Annotated in this window: 16 protein-coding genes; 3 read left to right on the forward strand and 13 right to left on the reverse strand. The window is 48.4% G+C overall.

The genetic code is table 11. The features are described 5' to 3' along the window. Window positions 1-24: 24 nt before the first annotated feature. The 5 genes from gshA to rluD all read right to left on the reverse strand — a co-directional run bounded on the left by gshA (window position 25) and on the right by rluD (window position 7,098). The gene (gshA, locus tag AT705_RS06280) at window positions 25-1,602 is read right to left on the reverse strand and encodes a glutamate--cysteine ligase (protein WP_058795933.1); all 1,578 of its coding nucleotides are present in this window, start codon (window positions 1,600-1,602) and stop codon (window positions 25-27) included. Window positions 1,603-1,674: 72 nt separating this feature from the next. Further along, on the reverse strand, window positions 1,675-2,610 hold the full coding sequence (locus tag AT705_RS06285) for an NADP-dependent oxidoreductase (RefSeq protein WP_058795934.1): 936 nt from the start codon (window positions 2,608-2,610) through the stop codon (window positions 1,675-1,677). 119 nt (window positions 2,611-2,729) lie between these two features. Continuing rightward, a complete protein-coding gene (gene clpB, locus AT705_RS06290) occupies window positions 2,730-5,303 on the reverse strand; it encodes an ATP-dependent chaperone ClpB (RefSeq protein WP_058795935.1) in 2,574 nt (857 codons plus the stop codon). A 90-nt stretch (window positions 5,304-5,393) separates the two neighbouring features. Next, on the reverse strand, window positions 5,394-6,119 hold the full coding sequence (gene pgeF, locus AT705_RS06295) for a peptidoglycan editing factor PgeF (protein WP_058795936.1): 726 nt from the start codon (window positions 6,117-6,119) through the stop codon (window positions 5,394-5,396). Between the two features lies 1 nt (window position 6,120). Then, window positions 6,121-7,098, reverse strand: a complete 978-nt coding sequence (rluD, locus tag AT705_RS06300; protein ID WP_058795937.1) for a 23S rRNA pseudouridine(1911/1915/1917) synthase RluD — start codon at window positions 7,096-7,098, stop codon at window positions 6,121-6,123. Window positions 7,099-7,219: 121 nt separating this feature from the next. On the opposite strand from rluD, the gene AT705_RS06305 reads away from it, so the two are divergent. Beyond that, window positions 7,220-7,981 carry an outer membrane protein assembly factor BamD gene (locus AT705_RS06305; protein WP_058795938.1) on the forward strand — a complete coding sequence of 254 codons (762 nt, stop codon included), beginning with the start codon at window positions 7,220-7,222 and terminating at the stop codon, window positions 7,979-7,981. A gap of 85 nt (window positions 7,982-8,066) precedes the next feature. Here the strand turns inward: AT705_RS06305 and glnB are convergent, their stop codons facing one another. After that, window positions 8,067-8,405: a nitrogen regulatory protein P-II gene (gene glnB / locus AT705_RS06310; protein WP_010382451.1), complete on the reverse strand. Its 339-nt coding sequence runs from the start codon at window positions 8,403-8,405 to the stop codon at window positions 8,067-8,069. 135 nt (window positions 8,406-8,540) lie between these two features. Here glnB and AT705_RS06315 point away from each other — a divergent pair, with 135 nt between their 5' ends. After that, on the forward strand, window positions 8,541-9,080 hold the full coding sequence (locus tag AT705_RS06315) for a GspH/FimT family pseudopilin (protein ID WP_058795939.1): 540 nt from the start codon (window positions 8,541-8,543) through the stop codon (window positions 9,078-9,080). Between the two features lie 198 nt (window positions 9,081-9,278). Beyond that, complete coding sequence (locus AT705_RS06320) at window positions 9,279-9,794, forward strand: GspH/FimT family protein (protein ID WP_167551978.1); 516 nt, start codon at window positions 9,279-9,281, stop codon at window positions 9,792-9,794. A 50-nt stretch (window positions 9,795-9,844) separates the two neighbouring features. Here the strand turns inward: AT705_RS06320 and AT705_RS06325 are convergent, their stop codons facing one another. From AT705_RS06325 to AT705_RS06355, 7 genes are all read right to left on the reverse strand, one after another. Continuing rightward, on the reverse strand, window positions 9,845-10,267 hold the full coding sequence (locus AT705_RS06325; RefSeq protein ID WP_058795941.1) for a type IV pilin protein: 423 nt from the start codon (window positions 10,265-10,267) through the stop codon (window positions 9,845-9,847). Continuing rightward, window positions 10,254-13,379, reverse strand: coding sequence for a pilus assembly protein (locus tag AT705_RS06330; protein ID WP_058795942.1), 3,126 nt, complete (start codon window positions 13,377-13,379; stop codon window positions 10,254-10,256). Before AT705_RS06330 ends, AT705_RS06325 begins: the two co-directional genes overlap by 14 nt. After that, window positions 13,379-13,873 (reverse strand): pilus assembly PilX family protein, encoded by a 495-nt coding sequence (locus AT705_RS06335; protein ID WP_058795943.1) that lies wholly within the window; start codon window positions 13,871-13,873, stop codon window positions 13,379-13,381. The genes AT705_RS06330 and AT705_RS06335 overlap by 1 nt, the downstream gene beginning before the upstream one ends. Beyond that, the gene (locus tag AT705_RS06340; protein ID WP_058795944.1) at window positions 13,867-14,844 is read right to left on the reverse strand and encodes a PilW family protein; all 978 of its coding nucleotides are present in this window, start codon (window positions 14,842-14,844) and stop codon (window positions 13,867-13,869) included. The genes AT705_RS06335 and AT705_RS06340 overlap by 7 nt, the downstream gene beginning before the upstream one ends. A 1-nt stretch (window position 14,845) precedes the next feature. After that, window positions 14,846-15,412 (reverse strand): type IV pilus modification protein PilV, encoded by a 567-nt coding sequence (gene pilV / locus AT705_RS06345; protein WP_058795945.1) that lies wholly within the window; start codon window positions 15,410-15,412, stop codon window positions 14,846-14,848. A gap of 95 nt (window positions 15,413-15,507) precedes the next feature. Beyond that, the gene (locus tag AT705_RS06350; RefSeq protein WP_058795946.1) at window positions 15,508-16,182 is read right to left on the reverse strand and encodes a LytR/AlgR family response regulator transcription factor; all 675 of its coding nucleotides are present in this window, start codon (window positions 16,180-16,182) and stop codon (window positions 15,508-15,510) included. Beyond that, window positions 16,160-17,203 (reverse strand): sensor histidine kinase, encoded by a 1,044-nt coding sequence (locus tag AT705_RS06355; RefSeq protein WP_058795947.1) that lies wholly within the window; start codon window positions 17,201-17,203, stop codon window positions 16,160-16,162. Before AT705_RS06355 ends, AT705_RS06350 begins: the two co-directional genes overlap by 23 nt. Window positions 17,204-17,215 lie beyond the last annotated feature (12 nt).

Consider the following 17,215-nt stretch of genomic DNA (forward strand, 5'->3'; position numbering starts at 1 on the left):
GCGCAGCCTCTCGGCTGCGTTTTTTTATGCCCGGGAAAAATAATCCCGCAGAAACGCATTAAACGACACGCTATCGGCAGCGACTACGTCTTTTTCATCCAAAAACGACTGCGCACTCATAGCATCCAGCTTTTCAGAATCAAAGGTCTGGTAATCATCCGCTGCCTGATTGTGCTTGTAACGCTCTGCCAGCAACAACGCGAGTTCTCCACTGTCCTGATCTTGCTCTACCAGACTCGCGATGATACGCCCTGACAAGGTCAACTCTGGCTGGGTAACCCAGCTATGTAACTTAGCAATAACCGGGGCGTAGCGTTGTGAACCATGCGCTTCATCCATCAAAGCAGCCACTGCACTTAATTGCGCAAAAATGTCCTCGCCCCATTGTTGTAGTGAGCGTGCCTCACCATTTTGCTGTAACTTAACCTGCGGATTTCGCCCTTCATTAATTACTTGTTGTAAGTTTGCGTCACAGGCTTGCTGTTCATCCCAACTCAACTCAGGTGAATCTTTGAGTAAGCAGTAGCTGAGGAAGACATCCAGGAATAAAATTTGGTCAAGGTCTATGCCTGTTTCACTGAATGGGTTCACATCCAGCGCTCGGATCTCAACGTATTCAATACCCCCGCGGCTTAATGCCTGAGTTGGCGTTTCACCGGAGCGCCCATTACGCTTTGGTCTGATAGGAGAATAGAACTCGTTCTCAATCTGCAGAATATTCTTGTTGAGCTGCTTAGGAGCCTCATGCTGATAATCCGGAATATGGTCATATAAATCTGAGCGACAACGGATTGCTTTTTGTAGGCCAATAATATATTCATCCAGGCTATTATAAGTAACACGCAGCGAGGACTGAGCACTATTGGTATAATCCAAATCGCCGAGTCTCAACGCAGTGCCATGCTCCAGATACAGTGTACCTTGCCCCAACTCCTTGAAGGGTAACTGACTGTTTTTACCTTGTAAAAACGAACTGCATAAGGCTGGAGACGCGCCAAACAAATAGCTGATAAGCCATAGTTCACGCTTGAAGTTGCGGATCAGGCCAAGGTATTGGGCCGAAACGAAGTCCTGCAAAGGACGTGTATCATGCTCCAACTGCTGCAAACTCTGCCATAAGCTATCCGGGAAAGAAATATTGAAATGCACACCGGCAATGGCTTGCATCATACTTCCGTAACGGTTTTTAAGGCCTTCACGGTATAAGGTTTTCATTCGGCCAATATTAGACTGACCAAACTGAGCCAATACGATGTCGTCTTCTTGTTTGATGTAGCATGGCATGCTCATTGGCCATAATAACTCATCGCCCATATGACTCAGAGTATACTTTTGCAGATCTTTTAACTGAGCGAGTGTTTCTTCAGGAGATTCACTCACCGGGGTAATAAATTCTAATAAAGACTCAGAAAAATCAGTTGTGATCGCACCATGAGTCAAAGCGTGACCCGCTCCCTTTGGATGGGGCGTTTTTGCAATCTCTCCGGATGGCTTAATTCTCAGCGCTTCCCGTTCAATCCCGCGCTTAATACCACGCAAAGAGTTCAGATGTGCCGGTGTCGCAAGCGCTTTTAACTTGCCTTGTAAATTTAATTTGTTCAAAAACTAATACCTCGAAGCCCAGGTGCCCAGTAATACACAATGCTACTGTCAATTGGGGCAAATTACGAATACTCAAGCGGTGATGATCACTTTGCCACAATGAATACCCTGTTCAACGTACTCATGTGCATGCTGAATGTCATGTAATTCAAAGCTCTGATCAACCATAACCTTTATGTGGCCAGCTTGCTCTGCATTATACAACTGGGTCAGGTGCGCCTGATTTGCCTCAACCAGTAATCCGCGCCCTGAAACCTCTTGTACCCGAGCAACCTCTAATACCTGATCTTTGGTAACCGTTGGCACTGTGACTAATTCAGAGCCTACCTTCAGGTTTTTAGTCATACTTTGGCCGAACTCCCCCCCTACCAAATCTATCAGGATCCCTTCACGGGGCTGTGCCAAATAATCTGTGGGTGTGATGGCATGTATATCCAACTCAGCAAACAGTGCATGATCAATACGTCGGCTCACCGCAATAACTTCAAAGCCGCGTAATCGTGCCACTTGCAGCACAAGGTGACCAACACCACCCGTTGCAGCATTGACATACACAGGCCGATTGTCGGGTTCGAAATCAGCCAGCGCCTGCCATGCAGTCAGCCCTGCCAAACATAGACCGGCTAAACTCGCATCCGCTTTCTCGTTGACCTTAATTAACTCATCAGCTTTGGCATAGGTATACGTTGCATAGCAACCTGGGTGTGCAGCGAAACCAACCATACCTATTACCCTATCACCTGGGTGTAATCCGGTCACATTATCGCCAACTTGCACAACTTCACCCAGCACATCGTAGCCTAAGGGTAAAAATGCGTCAGCAGGCTTTCCGTCTGCAACATAGCCCAGACCACTTCGGGTTTTGATATCGATAGGATTAACAGACGTTGAAATAACTTTGAGTAGTACCTGCTGATAATCAGGTGATGTCAGCGGCAACTCCTGAGCACATAGTTCAGTGCTGCCACCAAATTGAAAGATGCCATACTGGCGAAAGTACTTTTCCATGGAAAATGCAGGTTTAGGTGATGGTAAGACACTCTAACATATCACAGGAAAACCCCCAACCTCAGCAAGTTGAAATTAGGAAGCGGACGTTCAGCCGACCGCAGCCCGTAGCATCTTCCTTAACGCGCAAACACGATGTCCTCTGCGTTTACGTCCACTTTAATCACATCGCCTGCCTCAAAGTCCCCTTGTAATAACTGCTGTGCAAGCGGATTCTCAATATAGTGCTGCACTGCCCGCTTAAGAGGGCGCGCACCATATACTGGATCAAAACCACTAGCTGCTATTTTATCCAGCGCGGCGTCGGTCAGTTCAAACCCAAACCCTTTTTCATGCAAACGTTGGCGTAATTTCGCCAGCTGAATATCAGCAATTTGCTTGATATGCTCATTGATCAATGGATGGAACACCACCGTTTCATCAATCCGGTTTATAAACTCAGGCCTGAACTGAGTAACCAGCACATCCATCACGCGTTGTTTCAGCGTTGCATAATCATTGCTGCCAGCCTGCTCCTGGATCACATCTGAGCCCAGATTAGAGGTCATAATGATCACCGCATTTTTAAAATCAACGGTGCGACCCTGGCCATCCGTCAAACGCCCATCGTCCAGCACCTGAAGCAAAATGTTAAAGACATCCGGGTGCGCCTTTTCCACTTCATCCAGCAAAATCACGGAGTAAGGGCGACGGCGAACCGCTTCGGTCAGATAGCCCCCCTCTTCATACCCGACATATCCCGGGGGTGCCCCCACCAGCCTTGCTACAGAATGTTTTTCCATAAACTCAGACATATCAATGCGCACCATGGCATCTTCTGTATCGAACATAAAGCCTGCCAGCGCTTTGGTCAGCTCGGTCTTACCTACCCCGGTTGGGCCTAGGAATAAGAATGACCCTATCGGTCGATTCGGATCGGCCAGCCCCGCACGAGAACGGCGAATGGCATTAGCCACTGCGCTCACGGCTTCATCCTGGCCAATAACCTTTTTATGCAGCTCATCTTCCATCTGTAGCAGTTTATCACGCTCTCCCTGAAGCATTTTAGCAACAGGAATGCCTGTCCAGCGCGATAAAATTTCGGCAATTTCATCTTCTCCGACTTGATTTTTCAGCAGGCTCATTTCCTGCATTTCGGCCTGAGATGCCAGATCAAGTTTACGTTCTAATTCAGGAATACGACCATATTGGAGCTCTGACATACGTTGTAAATCACTGGCACGACGTGCGACCTCCAGGTCAAGCCGTGCCTGCTCGAGCTCGGCTTTAATCACTTGTGTGCCCTGCAATGATGCTTTTTCCGCGTTCCAGACTTCATCCAGCTCACGGTACTCCGTTTCGAGCTGCTGGATCAGCGCCTGCATCTCACTGCGGCGTTTCTGACTGGCTTCGTCTTTTTCTTTTGCCAGCGCATTATCCTCAAGCTTGAGCTGGATAATACGACGTTCCAGTTTATCCAATTGCTCTGGTTTTGAATCAATCTGCAAGCGAATTGACGAGCCGGCTTCATCAATCAAGTCAATAGCTTTATCTGGCAATTGTCTGTCACTGATGTAACGGTGCGACAACTGCGCAGCGGCCACAATCGCCGGATCGGTAATATCCACAGAGTGATGCAGTTCATAGCGCTCTTTTAAGCCACGCAAAATGGCAATGGTGTCTTCCACGCTGGGCTCTGCGACAAACACTTTCTGGAAACGTCGCTCTAACGCCGCGTCTTTTTCAATATACTGTCGATACTCGTCCAGCGTTGTGGCACCGACACAATGCAACTCACCCCGAGCCAGTGCAGGTTTAAGCATATTCCCCGCATCCATGGCGCCATCCGTTTTACCAGCTCCCACCATAGTGTGGATTTCATCGATAAACAGGATCACCCGGCCTTCTTCTTTGCCCAGCTCATTAAGGACCGACTTAAGGCGCTCTTCAAATTCGCCACGGTACTTAGCGCCGGCAACCAGTGCACCCAGATCCAGAGATAAGACACGCTTATCTTTGAGCCCCTCTGGCACCTCGCCATTGATAATGCGTTGGGCCAAGCCTTCAACGATTGCGGTTTTGCCAACACCAGGCTCCCCGATCAACACAGGGTTATTTTTTGTGCGGCGCTGTAATACCTGTACCGTGCGACGGATCTCATCATCACGACCAATCACAGGATCAAGCTTCCCCTGCTCCGCACGTTCAGTCAAATCTATGGTGTACTTTTCCAAAGCCTGACGGGTATCTTCTGCATTGGGATCATCGACTTTCTGCCCGCCACGAATGGCCTTGATGGCCTTTTCGATTTTTTCCTGGGTGATGTTCAGTGAACGAAAGATCTCACCCAATGGCCCTTTGTCTTCGCATGCAGCAAACACAAACAACTCACTGGAGATGTACTTGTCCTTGCGCTTTTGGGCATATTTATCACATAGATTGATTAATGAGATAAGGTTATTCGACAGCTGTACATCACCACCGACCCCCTCTACCTTGAACAATTTCTCAATAGCCTGAGAGAGTTTAGTATTGAGTTCATCAGCGCTCACGCCGGCCTGCGCAAACAGGGCCCGGACACTGGAGCCAGTTTGTTGCAATAAAGCGTACATTAAGTGTACGGGTTCAATAAACTGATGATCACGACCTAATGCGAGAGACTGCGCATCAGACAGCGCCGCTTGAAATTTACTGGTAAATCTATCAATTCGCATACACGAAATAACCTTATAAATAACTTAGTTATCTATAAAATGGGTATCAGAGGGGGTTTGATCAAGGTGCAGATGACAAAAGAGCGTGATTTATTTGCGCCAAATCAAACTGGCCATACGACCACACTGGCCATCGCGCCGATAAGAGAAGAAGTGCGTAGGGTTGGACACTGTACATTGCGTATGTACAGATACAGATTGCACGCCAAGCTGCGTCAACTGCTGTGTTGCCAGGGTATAAATATTAGCCAGGTAGCGACTGTTTACTTGTGCTTTAAAGGCATTCAGATGCGCCTGATGTCGGGCGACAAACTGCTCACGTACTTCTTCGCCCACTTCAAAAGCCTGAGGGCCAATTGCCGGACCCAGCCAGGCATGTATTCTGGGCCTAGGAGCGCTGAAAAGTGCTATTGTCTTGGCAAGAATACCTGCCGCCAAAGGGCGCCAGCCGCAATGAACCGCGGCGACCTCCTGACCATCGTCGCTGGCCAGCAGCACAGGCAGACAGTCGGCTGTCATAATTGCTAAAGCAATTTGACCAGAGCGGGTAAAGATTGCATCTGCCTGCGGCGTATGAGTGATATCGTACTGCTCTCCTGCCTGGATCACGGTATTTCCGTGTACCTGTTCAAGCCATACGATAGGCACCGGGACCTGAGCCTGCAACTGTGCTCTGTTGTGTGCAACAGCTTGCGGATCGTCTCCAACATGACAAGCCAGATTGAAACCATCAAAAGGGGCCGCTGAAACGCCCCCCTCACGAGTTGTCGACAAGGCACCGACAACCTCTTTTAATGGCCAATCCGGGCGCAGCATATTAGTAATCTATCTGTGGATTAAGCTTAAAGTCTTCACGCAATGCGGCTGTCAGTTGCTGCATATCTTCAGGGATAGGTGCTTCCCAGGTCATGATTTCGCCGCTTACCGGGTGCGCTATGCGCAGCTTGACGGCGTGAAGTGCCTGACGTTTAAAGCCACGCAAGGTGTCGAGGAACTCTGGCGAAGCATTGCGCGGTGGGCAAGGACGTCCGCCATAGAGCTGATCACCAATCAGCGGGTGCTTCAGGTACGCCATGTGAACACGGATCTGGTGCGTACGACCCGTTTCAAGGCGTAAACGCAATCGGGTGTGCGCGCGGAACTTTTCGGCCACGCGATAATGTGTTATTGCAGGCTTGCCCATTTCATGGATAGCCATGTGCGTACGCTTTGTCGCATGACGACCAATGGGCTTCTCAATCATACCACCGGCAGTCATGGTACCGTTACAAATGGCTTCATATTCACGGGTAAAGTTTTCACGTGCCTGCAGGTTTTTCACCAAATGGGTTTGTGCCACAATCGTTTTGGCCACCACCATTAACCCAGTGGTGTCTTTATCAAGACGGTGGACGATACCCGCGCGCGGGACATTAATGATCTCCGGGTGGTGATGTAACAACGCATTCAGCACAGTACCATTTGGATTACCCGCTCCGGGGTGCACCACCAGACCCATAGGCTTATTAATCACCAGGATGTCATCATCCTCATAAACGATATCCAACGCGATGTCCTGCGCTTCGTATTCCCGCTCCGCCTCAATTTGTGTTTCCACCGCAACGACTTCACCGCCCAGCAATTTTTCCTTCGGGATCGACAGTACGTCGCCATTGACGGTGACTTTTTCATCCAGGATCCAGGTTTTTATTCGAGAACGTGAAAAATCGGGGAACAATTGCGCCAAAATCTGGTCTAGACGTTTACCGCCCAGTTCCACTGGCACATCGGCTTGTAGAGAAATTTGCTCAGACATGTGTAACTTTACCTAAAATACCAGTGCAAGCCATGCTCGACTGGGTTAGAATCGCATAAATGCATAGTTTACTCGGTTTTGCCGACTTGGCCTAGCCTGATAACGAAGGTAGTAAAATAAAATGATAAAGACGTTGGGAAAACGCGCTTTTGCAATCGTATTGAGCGCATCTGTATTAGGATTAACCGCTTGCTCATCCGCCCCAGAACAAGAAGAAATAGAACGCGTACCAAATAAATCTGTGCAAGCATTGTACGAAGACGCCAAGCAAACACTCGATTCAGGCCTGTACGCACGTGCCATCGAGCTCTTAAGCGCTATTAACTCCCGTTACCCATTTGGCCCATACTCTCACCAGGTACAAATGGACCTGGTCTATGCTTTTTATCAAACTAGCAACACCGAGCAGGCACTCGCGACAGTTGACCGCTTTTTACGCCTGAACCCCAATCATAAGAACCTCGATTACATGTATTACATGCGGGGCTTAATTAATATTAAAGCGGATGAGAACGGCTTTCAGGAATATTTCGGCATCGATCGCGCAGACCGCGATCCAAACCGTACACGTGTTGCTTTTCAGGACTTATCAACCCTGGTTAAAAACTACCCGAAAAGCGCCTATGTGCCGGAAGCTAAGAAGCGTCTGGCCTGGTTGCTCAACAAAATGGCTCGTTACGAGCTGAAAGTGGCCAACTATTACTTTGAACGTGAAGCCTACCTGGCCGCAGCCAACCGGGGTAAATATGTGGTTGAACATTTCTCACAAAGCAGCTACCTGGTGCCAGCACTTGAAATGATGGAAAAAAGCTACGCTATGTTGGGGCTTGATGAACTGAGCAACAACGCGCGCAAAGCAAAAGAGTTAAATCAACAGCGCTAACTGCGAAACATCAGCACTGAATACAATAACGCCGGATTGCAACAAGCATCCGGCGTTTTTTGTTCTGCGACTAAGCGTGGGAAGATTAAATTGCTTCTTCGTCTTCTTCTCCGGTGCGAATACGGACAACCCGCTCCACTTCAGTGACAAAGATTTTACCGTCACCAATCTTACCGGTTTGCGCCGTTTTTAAAATAACGTCGATAGCCCGATCTACGTCTTCTTCAGCAAGCACAATATCCAGCTTCACTTTTGGCAAAAAGTCGACCATATACTCTGCGCCACGATACAGCTCAGTGTGCCCTTTTTGTCGGCCAAACCCCTTAACTTCGCACACGGTCATGCCGGTAATACCTATGTCGGACAACGCCTCGCGAACGTCATCCAGTTTAAATGGTTTAATGATGGCTTCTATCTTTTTCATGGTTGATTGTTATCCCTTTGGTAATGCGTCGATTTTAGACAATCACACAAAACAAGGCAAACAAAGCGATTGAATAAATAAACAAAAAGACGCACTATATTAGGTAGTAGTTATTCCTGTCTTTGGCTGTATACCATGAAAAAAAATACAGGCTTTACACTGTTTGAGTTAGTCATCACTATTGCTATTTTAGGTGTACTGGCCACGCTGGCCTTTTCGTTCAGCGGCAGCCTGACTACCTCAACCCGCGCTGAGTCCTACCTGAGAGAATTAAAACGCACTGTAACCTTTGCCCGAGCGCAAGCAACGGCGACGGATGAGATCATCATTCTGTGCCCTGCCACCGCAACCCTGGTTGAAACTAACAGTAGCTTTGTCTGTCAGGACAATTGGCAGGCTAACCGCGTTACCGTTTTCCTCGATAGAAACAATAACGGCACCTACAATACAGGTGTCGATGACTTGCTGCGTGTCATGGAGCAAGTTCCCAGCAATGATGGCCTGACCTTCCCTGCAGCCAGCTTACGCTTTGACTCCAGTGGCCGTACAGCCATGCTCCAGGCCAGCAGCTTTATTTATTGCCCTGCCGCAACGGACTTCCCTAATCAACAACTCGAGGTGAGCGTTGTTGGTTCTGCACTATATCGGGGTGATACAACCCTGACTTGCAACTAAAGCGTGTTTTACACCCGAAAGTCGCTCTGGCCTGCCCACTATTGCATCAATTGCGCCCGATAATTAAATCTATAGAACCAAAAATGAGTGAGCCTGTGTAAACAGACAGGCTAATTGAGGTGATATTTATTCATATACCTTGCTCTCCATACTACGGCAGCTAGGCTAACACTATGACTCATGCACGGATGCATACTCATGACAATAAGGAAGCTACAAGGGTTTAACCTGTTTGAATTACTCGTTTGCATGGCGCTTCTTAGCGTGCTTTTACTACTGGCCGCTCCGGCAGTACACTCTATTACCGAAATGGACAGAGCCAAACAAGCACTGGTTGCGCTCGACAGGCATCTGACCTTAACACGGCTGCACGCAGTAACTCATCAGACGCCAGTCACCATTTGCCCCCTGGTCAGTAACCGATGTACGCACCTTTGGCATCAAGAGTTAACCGTTTTCACAGACCGTGATGAGCGCGCGGCCTTGGATAAAAAAGATGTGAAACTTATGGTGCTCTCAGGGATCCGTAACAGCGATACCCTGGACTATCCCAGATCGGCTATCACCTTTAAGCACACTGGTACCTTGAAAGGGTTTGGTAACGGGACTTTTGTGTATTGTACACAACGACTCTCTGGTGCGCCTATCGGGCTGGCATTGTCAGTCAGTGTGGTCGGCAGAAGCCGGCTCAGAGAGACCAAAAAATGTGTCTGAACGACTTAGCTCACAAAGGACGCAGTGATACGCCCTAAACGCGCTGGGATCTAACGGCCCCAGCAACGATCGACAGCAAAGCTCCCTGTACTACCCCGGATATTGAGGTTATTAATGGTCAATGTAGTGCACTCAGTGTCATCCTCTAACGGTCCACCAGAAGCTGACGCTCTGATAACAAAGGTATTTAAATCATTGCCTAGCTCAATTTCCAGCGAAAAGTAGTCATTTTCCGTAGTTGTTGGTAATCCGAGCGCAGCCAGAGAACTGGCATACTCCCGGTTATCGACAAAATATTGCTCTTGCTTATTGGCAGCATCCAGCAAGGTTGCCGCGGCCTCCGCTCTGGCCGCTCGCCTCACATATTCCGAGTAACTGGGATAAGCGATGCTTGCCAGGATCCCCAGGATCGCTATGGTGATCATCATCTCAACCAAGGTGAACCCCATCACAGTGTTACTAGTTCTTTTCATCATGCTCTTCTTTTTTGTATATGTACAACAACCGCGTTTGCATTTTGATTTCTACTTCGTTCTCAGCTTTTACGCCCCCGGTAGAGCCATCTGCCTTCTCGTAAGGCGCTGCAGCAGGTGGTTCTTTTAATATCACTTGACCATCAACCACGTCTCCACCAGAACCTCCATCAATAACAATAGGGCTGATCAGCTGCGCTTTAATCGTGGTGCTACCATCTTCATTGGTGTGTTCACTGTAATGAACTCTTGGTGTATCCGGCACTTCAGCGGTGGTTTGATAGCTGCGCTGATCTAACATCTGCATACCATAATTTAAGTGCAAGACGTACAGCCTACCCTTACCGGCAGTGATTGAACACTCGTTCACCTCCACACTCGCCGGTGTAAAGGTCGTGTAATAGGCTACACCCGCAACAACTGTCGCAGCAGCCATCGACTTCTCTCCACTACCCAGCTTTAACTTCCAGCCTTTCGCCGCGCCAAGCTCGACCTCTTTTTCGACAAAGCGATCAAAGTCATTTAGGCGAGAATAAAATGGATCGTTTGTGACATTCAGTAGAGCTGACGAGCGAATAACTGCCGGTGCCGTCTCACTATCAAAAGAACGGGTTTTGGTGTTCTCATCCCGAACCATATACAGAAAATCCTGCACAGACGTTGATGTAGGCTTAGCCCGGTTGCCACTGCCAATTAACAGGCCCTCGTAGGGAATATCCCGACGTATAGTGATGGTCTGCCCATTCACCGTTTTGGTTGATACCTTAGAAAAATAGGTACGCGCTACCACGGGCGGATAGAAAAACCGCCTTTTGTTGTTATCCGTGCCGCCACTCAGGTTAGCCAGCTGGAAATGCGTCCAGGGATTCTCTCTGTCATTCGGGTTGGTACCTGGCAGGTCAAACCGCCACACACCGCCTCCAGTATCGGTGGCATAAATACGATCCACATACCCATCATAGTCAGAATCAACCGTGCTCAGATCGGAGGCGATACTGTGTTTACCCTTAAAGCCATTCTCTGCTGTTAAACTCCAAAACGGCTTTCCGGTTTCAATGTCAACGATGTATATGCCACGACCTATATTGTCGTTTGAAAATAACGCATTATCTTTATTGGTGTCATAACCGGCACCGAATACCAAAACTGGCATATCAGGCTTGGCCTTAATAAAGGTGACCTGAGGCTTAGACCAGCTCTGTGCTAATTGCTCATAAGGTGCCACACCACCGCGAATAGGGCCGCCCCATAGCAGCTGGGGGCTATCCGGCGAGGTAATATCGAAACCGTAATACTCGTTGCCGCCACGGCGCAAACCCACAATCAGCCAAACGCGCTCTCCACTGCCAACCTTACCGTCATCATCTTTATCCCAAAAATAAACGGTAATGGGGCCATCGACGCCGTAGAGCTTAGTGTCATCCAGTCGATCCATTTGCGGTTTAAGGATATCCAATAAGGACCCGGGCACAAATGCCCAGCTTTCACTCACTGTGTCGCCATGGTCTTTAAACATGTGTAAAAAGCCAGCGTTGGTCCCCACAATCACACGAAGGTCGCCATTGCCATAATCTAGGGTTACTGGTCTGGAGTGCAACGGATCGCCGAAAATGGTTTCACGTCTATCCAACGTTGAATTGTTGTTATTTTCATCATTAACATCAATCCCCCTGGCCCAGCTAATTACATTGGGTAATACATCCGCATTATCCACAGAAAACAAGGTGCTGAGTTTCGACAAATCCCCGCCCGCAGCGATTAGTGCAGTGGAATAGTCAAACGACATTAGGGTGCCTTTGCCATAATCTGAGTAGATTTTGCGGCTTGTCTGTCTGGAGAGCTGATAATTAACACCGCCAACACCAACCTTAGAGCCGTCTTTTGAGCCAGGCTGAGACCAGTATGTCGTCACATTGTCAGCGATGGTGCCTTCTTCATTGATAGCATGACCACTACTGCCCATGCCATGGATCACGGACCCCTTAACTTTGAGCTTTTTCAGATTGCCGCGCCAACGGGTATGGGTTTCCGGGTAAAACATCGTGTAATAGATAGAATCACCACTGCGGCTTAGATCTGAGCTACTGGTCGACACGGACGGCGACGAAAAGCTATCGCTTTTCTCGCGGATATTGGTGATCGTGGCTTTCAGCGCCTCTGACAATTCAGAAGCGGTATTTGCATGCTTGTATTCCCCCCCACCATCCAGTGCGGTTTGCTCCAGTAAGGCTTTACCCGCATTCGACATCCCGGTGCCAAACCCGATGGTATAGGTACGGGCAAAATCTTGTTCCTGGGGCGTGTCGGGATACAGGTCAACCTGAGTTTCAGGCGTGCCTCTCATCACCTTAGCCAGTGAGTTCAGGTAATTATTAGATACCCGGCTGGGTGCAGAGCCGAATGTAGACACATATTTATTATAGATATCTGTGTTACGTGCAGAGTCACTCGTGGGGTCCCCATCCGTCATTAAGATAATATTAGTGGAGGTATCACAGCGTTTAGGGGCTAGTGGGTCTGGCTTAAACGGCGAAATATACACCCCACCGCTTTCAATGCTAGTATCGCGGTCCCACTTATCCCGCCCATAATAGACATTCTTTCCGGTCAAATAAAGATATGCCTCCCAAAGGGTTTCGGACAGAGGCGTATTACCGCTTGCTGGCAGGTTAGCAATTTTGTTTTTTAAGGTTGTTTGATCAGCCCCCAACCCATTCAGCACATATCCACCAGAGCTTGAATAGAGCCGCATCAGGCCGATATCAAAGTCAGGATTATCATCCACCAATGTGGTAATCGCATCCTGTGCAACCTTTAAACGGCTGTCACCACAATTGCTCTCTCTATACCAACCATTTATCACCTTATAACACCGCTTACTCGTCTGCGAAGAGTCAAAGCAATTAATACTACGAAACCGGCCACTACGATACTCGTAGCATCGCTGGCCATCTTTAACATCCCACGCCATGCTGCCAGAGGTATCAAAAACCACCAGAACCCGGGATTTTTCTGAATTCGAAATATCGTGCTTTACAAATAGCTCTATGTCTTCGGCCTGTGTGCTGAATACCAGTAAACTACTCAGGGCCAGTATGATTCTGTACCACATTATTGATTCCCCAGGTTACCAATGACTTCCTGCGCAACACCAATCACCACAGTCACCTGATGCCGAGACTGGTCGCCATACTGGATACTGCTTTCCACTTCGGTGATGACACAGCTGAGCCCCTCGGTAAAATTAAAAACACGGGGACATTCAAGTAATAACTGACCACTGTTAAGATTTGCCTGCATACTCTCAAGCTCAAGCTCTTCATCAATATGGATGGTCCTTCGCACCAACTCACCCTCATCGTTTGTGAACTCACCATTGCGTGACTGAAATACACTTTCATTTACGCGCGCTTTCTCCTGAGAGATGATCCGCTGCACCTCCCCCATGAGTAATGCCTCCGCCGCTTCTCGCTCCTGCGCCGCGTTAGTCACTTTTATATCTATGGTGCTGCTGCTCATTAGTGTCACGGCAACGCTCATTACTGCCACGATCAGTACCATAGAGACGATCAACACCATGCCGCGCTGTTTGTGTGCCATTACCATGTCGAGATCCCCATGTTGTAAAGCTGAATGGTGGTCGAAAACACCGTGCGCCGATAGTTATCATTAAAGGTCAGAGTACGCCTGTCCGGGTCGTTACCAAGGGTATAAGTTTGATTCTTTAACTCCAGACCCGCATCGGCTTCCAGTACCCGAACCAGTGCAATGATTTGCACCGTCAATATCCCTCCTGAGCGTTCCCAATCACCTGCTGTCATATCCTGCGTACTTCGATAAGTATCCACGCGACTGTCACCATTTGTATCTAACCCAAACAGATAGCGAATATCTTCAACCCCTTCTATTACTGCCTCGGTCGTCATGCCACCACCCACAGTCAACCGCCTGCGCATTAAAATTGGGGTAGTAATGGTTTGGCTATTAATTCTGATTGGTTGCTCTTCGATGTAATAAGCATGGTGACTATAAGGCCACAGAGTCGAGTTATTAGTCGGCTGCCCGCCATAACTGCTTCCCGCCACAAAAGTCCCCTGCTCCTGCTGAGCGATAAAGTAGTAACGATTATTTTCTACGTCGTTATCGTCCGTGATCTGCCGCCCTTCAAGAAACTTAAGCTGTAATACTTCTGTGTTGTTTTTAGCACCTGAGATGCAACTCAAAGCGGCGCCACTGGTCTTTTCGGCGTAAATAGAACGGAAATTGGTTTGCACCGCATTCGGGAAGCTACCATTATTCAGACCACCAAAGCAGTCATTGCTTGGGTTTGCTGGGCTAACTGAGTTCCTGGCCGTCAGACCTTTGTCGTAAAATGTGCCCCAAAACCCCACCTGCTCAAGATCGCGCCGCAGTAAAGTTAGTGTTAACCGCCCAACTTCCTGAAGCTCGCCGATGGCCATAGTATCTCGGGTGGTGACTTTCATGCTAACGTACGCCGTAACAACACCGCCGAGCAACAGCGCGCCAATAAACATGGAGATCAGTAACTCGACTAAGGTGAAACCAGAGCGCATCATTTCAATCCCTCACCAGAATATAGCTATTGATACTAACAACACGCCGATAATCGTTATTCTCACCACAATTGATGGCCTGATTCGTTGCATTCATTTCAAAAGCCTGGCGACCAGCCCATGCCACACTCACAGTCACATTAAATCCTCGGCCCTGAGTACCTGCAACCGAAGCCGTGGTAATGCACACTGTTGTGTCATCGAGCGAGCCGGTATTTTCTTTGGCCTGGATGGCCATGACCCATTGCTCCAGATCCATAGCCGCAATGTCTGCATTGCTACATATATTACTAAAACAGCTGTTATTACCGTTCACTGTAGCTGTGCTGCTAAACACTTGTTGGTACTGATCATCAAGATTCAGGGTATCATTACTGCGGATCCGCTGCATGATATCGCCAGCCAGGGCGACTGCTGCTGCGCGTTGCATAGAATCGAAACTGGCTTGCTTGGCTTTTGCCTGAAGTGCCACTGCACCGAGCAGGCCAAAGCTCAGCACCATAAACGCGATGAGCGATTCTAAAAGGGTAAATCCACGATTGGTGTTAATACACACAGTGTTTGCCATCATTTTTCAAAGTCAGTTTGCTCCACTACATAATATAATGAATCACTTCGTCATGAACCCGGTCGTGGGCTCAACGGTCAATCAGTCGGGTTTAATGGTCAGAACAGTGATTTGAAGTTAGCTGCAGCGCGGCGGCTCACAGTAATGGGCTCAGCAAAGCCATCCAGCCTGACCCTGTGGGCTCCTTCGACAGACTCCAGGCTACGTACAGCCTGTTTCTTTACCAGAGTGTTTCTGTGCACCTGCACAAAATGCCGCGGATAAGTGGCCATGAGCTTCTTCAATGGAATATCGATCAGCGCTTCACCATCCTTAAAATAAATGTGTGTGTAGCGGTCGTCACTCCTGGCAACCAAAATATCAGATACGGCTACCCAACGAGTGTCATGACCAACCTGATATTGCAAACGCTGCATCTGTTCGCCGTATATATGCTCCAGTAAGGCGACCAAACGTTCTTTGTCTATGGGTTTAACCAGGTAACCTTCGGCCAGCAAATCAAATGCCTGCAAAGCGTGTTCTGCAAAGGCAGTCACAAACACAATCTTGCATTCAGGCATTTGCTGCCTCAGCACACCAGCAACCTCAAGCCCATCGATACCAGGCATCGCAATATCTAAAAACACCAATTCTGGTGCAGTGCGTTCGCATAGCTCAATTGCCTGTGTACCGTCAGCGGCTTCCGCCACGCAATTGAAATGATCAAACTCCGACATCAAGCGCCGTAATCGCCGTCTGGCGATCGGCTCATCATCCAAAATCAGATAATTCATAAGCTCCGGTGTCAGGTAAAAGGATGGTTGCTACGAATTTATCATTATCTCGCGCAATCCTCAAACTAGCCCGGCGCTGATAATACAGAGAGAGTCGTTTATCTATGTTTTTAGTTGCAATCCCATTGCCGTTAGATTGATGTGTAGACAGAGACAAAGGATTGGTGACACATAATGAAATGGTATCGCCGGTCTGTTCAATTTGGATAGTAATAGTCCCACCCTGGACGCGTTTTTCTATACCATGCAATACCGCATTTTCGACCAGTGGCTGAAGCGTTAATGTTGGGATCGGCACGGTCAGTAAAGCATCGTCAATTATCCATTGTGCCTGTAATCTTTGTTCAAAACGAAAGTGCTCCAGGTTCAGATAATCTTTTGTCAAAGCCACTTCATCCGCAATGGTGTGCCACTTTTTCTCGGCCAGCGACACGCGCATCAGACGTGCCAACAACAATGCTGCCTGCTCCGCGTCTTGTGGATTCTCGTGTGTCAACTCGGCGAGGGTGTTGAGTGTGTTGTGCAAAAAGTGTGGCCGGATCCTGGCGTGTAATGCGTCGATTTCTGCTCGCGCGGCCAGTTCAAGTGCATTCACATTATCAATATAGATAGACATAAAATACAGCAGAATAACCACAACAAAGCAACAAATTGCGCTATGACTAAACACCGGCCCCCAGTCTACCGGGACGTGAGAAGTGAGAGGAGTAAACTGGATCCCAATACTCAAGCCTATACATACGCTAAGGAATACCACAAAGACAATGCTCAACTCAAGCACCCCATTGTGCTGCGGTTTAGACACGTTTAACACACTGATAAGGGAGATGATAGCCAAAGACAATAACGCATTGCTGTGGGTAAATAAACTCACCAGACCCAGGGTAAGCCAGAAGTCATCATAATCAGCGAGTGTATAAATAAAAGAAAGGGACTGCGAGGCGATCAGCATGGCCAATACACCTCGCTCAGACACCATGGCTTTTAACAGTCCCAGGCCTATTGCCTCTGACTTATCCATGGTGAGGAAGTA

Origin of the sequence: Pseudoalteromonas rubra (assembly GCF_001482385.1) — a bacterium.
Lineage (GTDB): Bacteria > Pseudomonadota > Gammaproteobacteria > Enterobacterales > Alteromonadaceae > Pseudoalteromonas > Pseudoalteromonas ardens.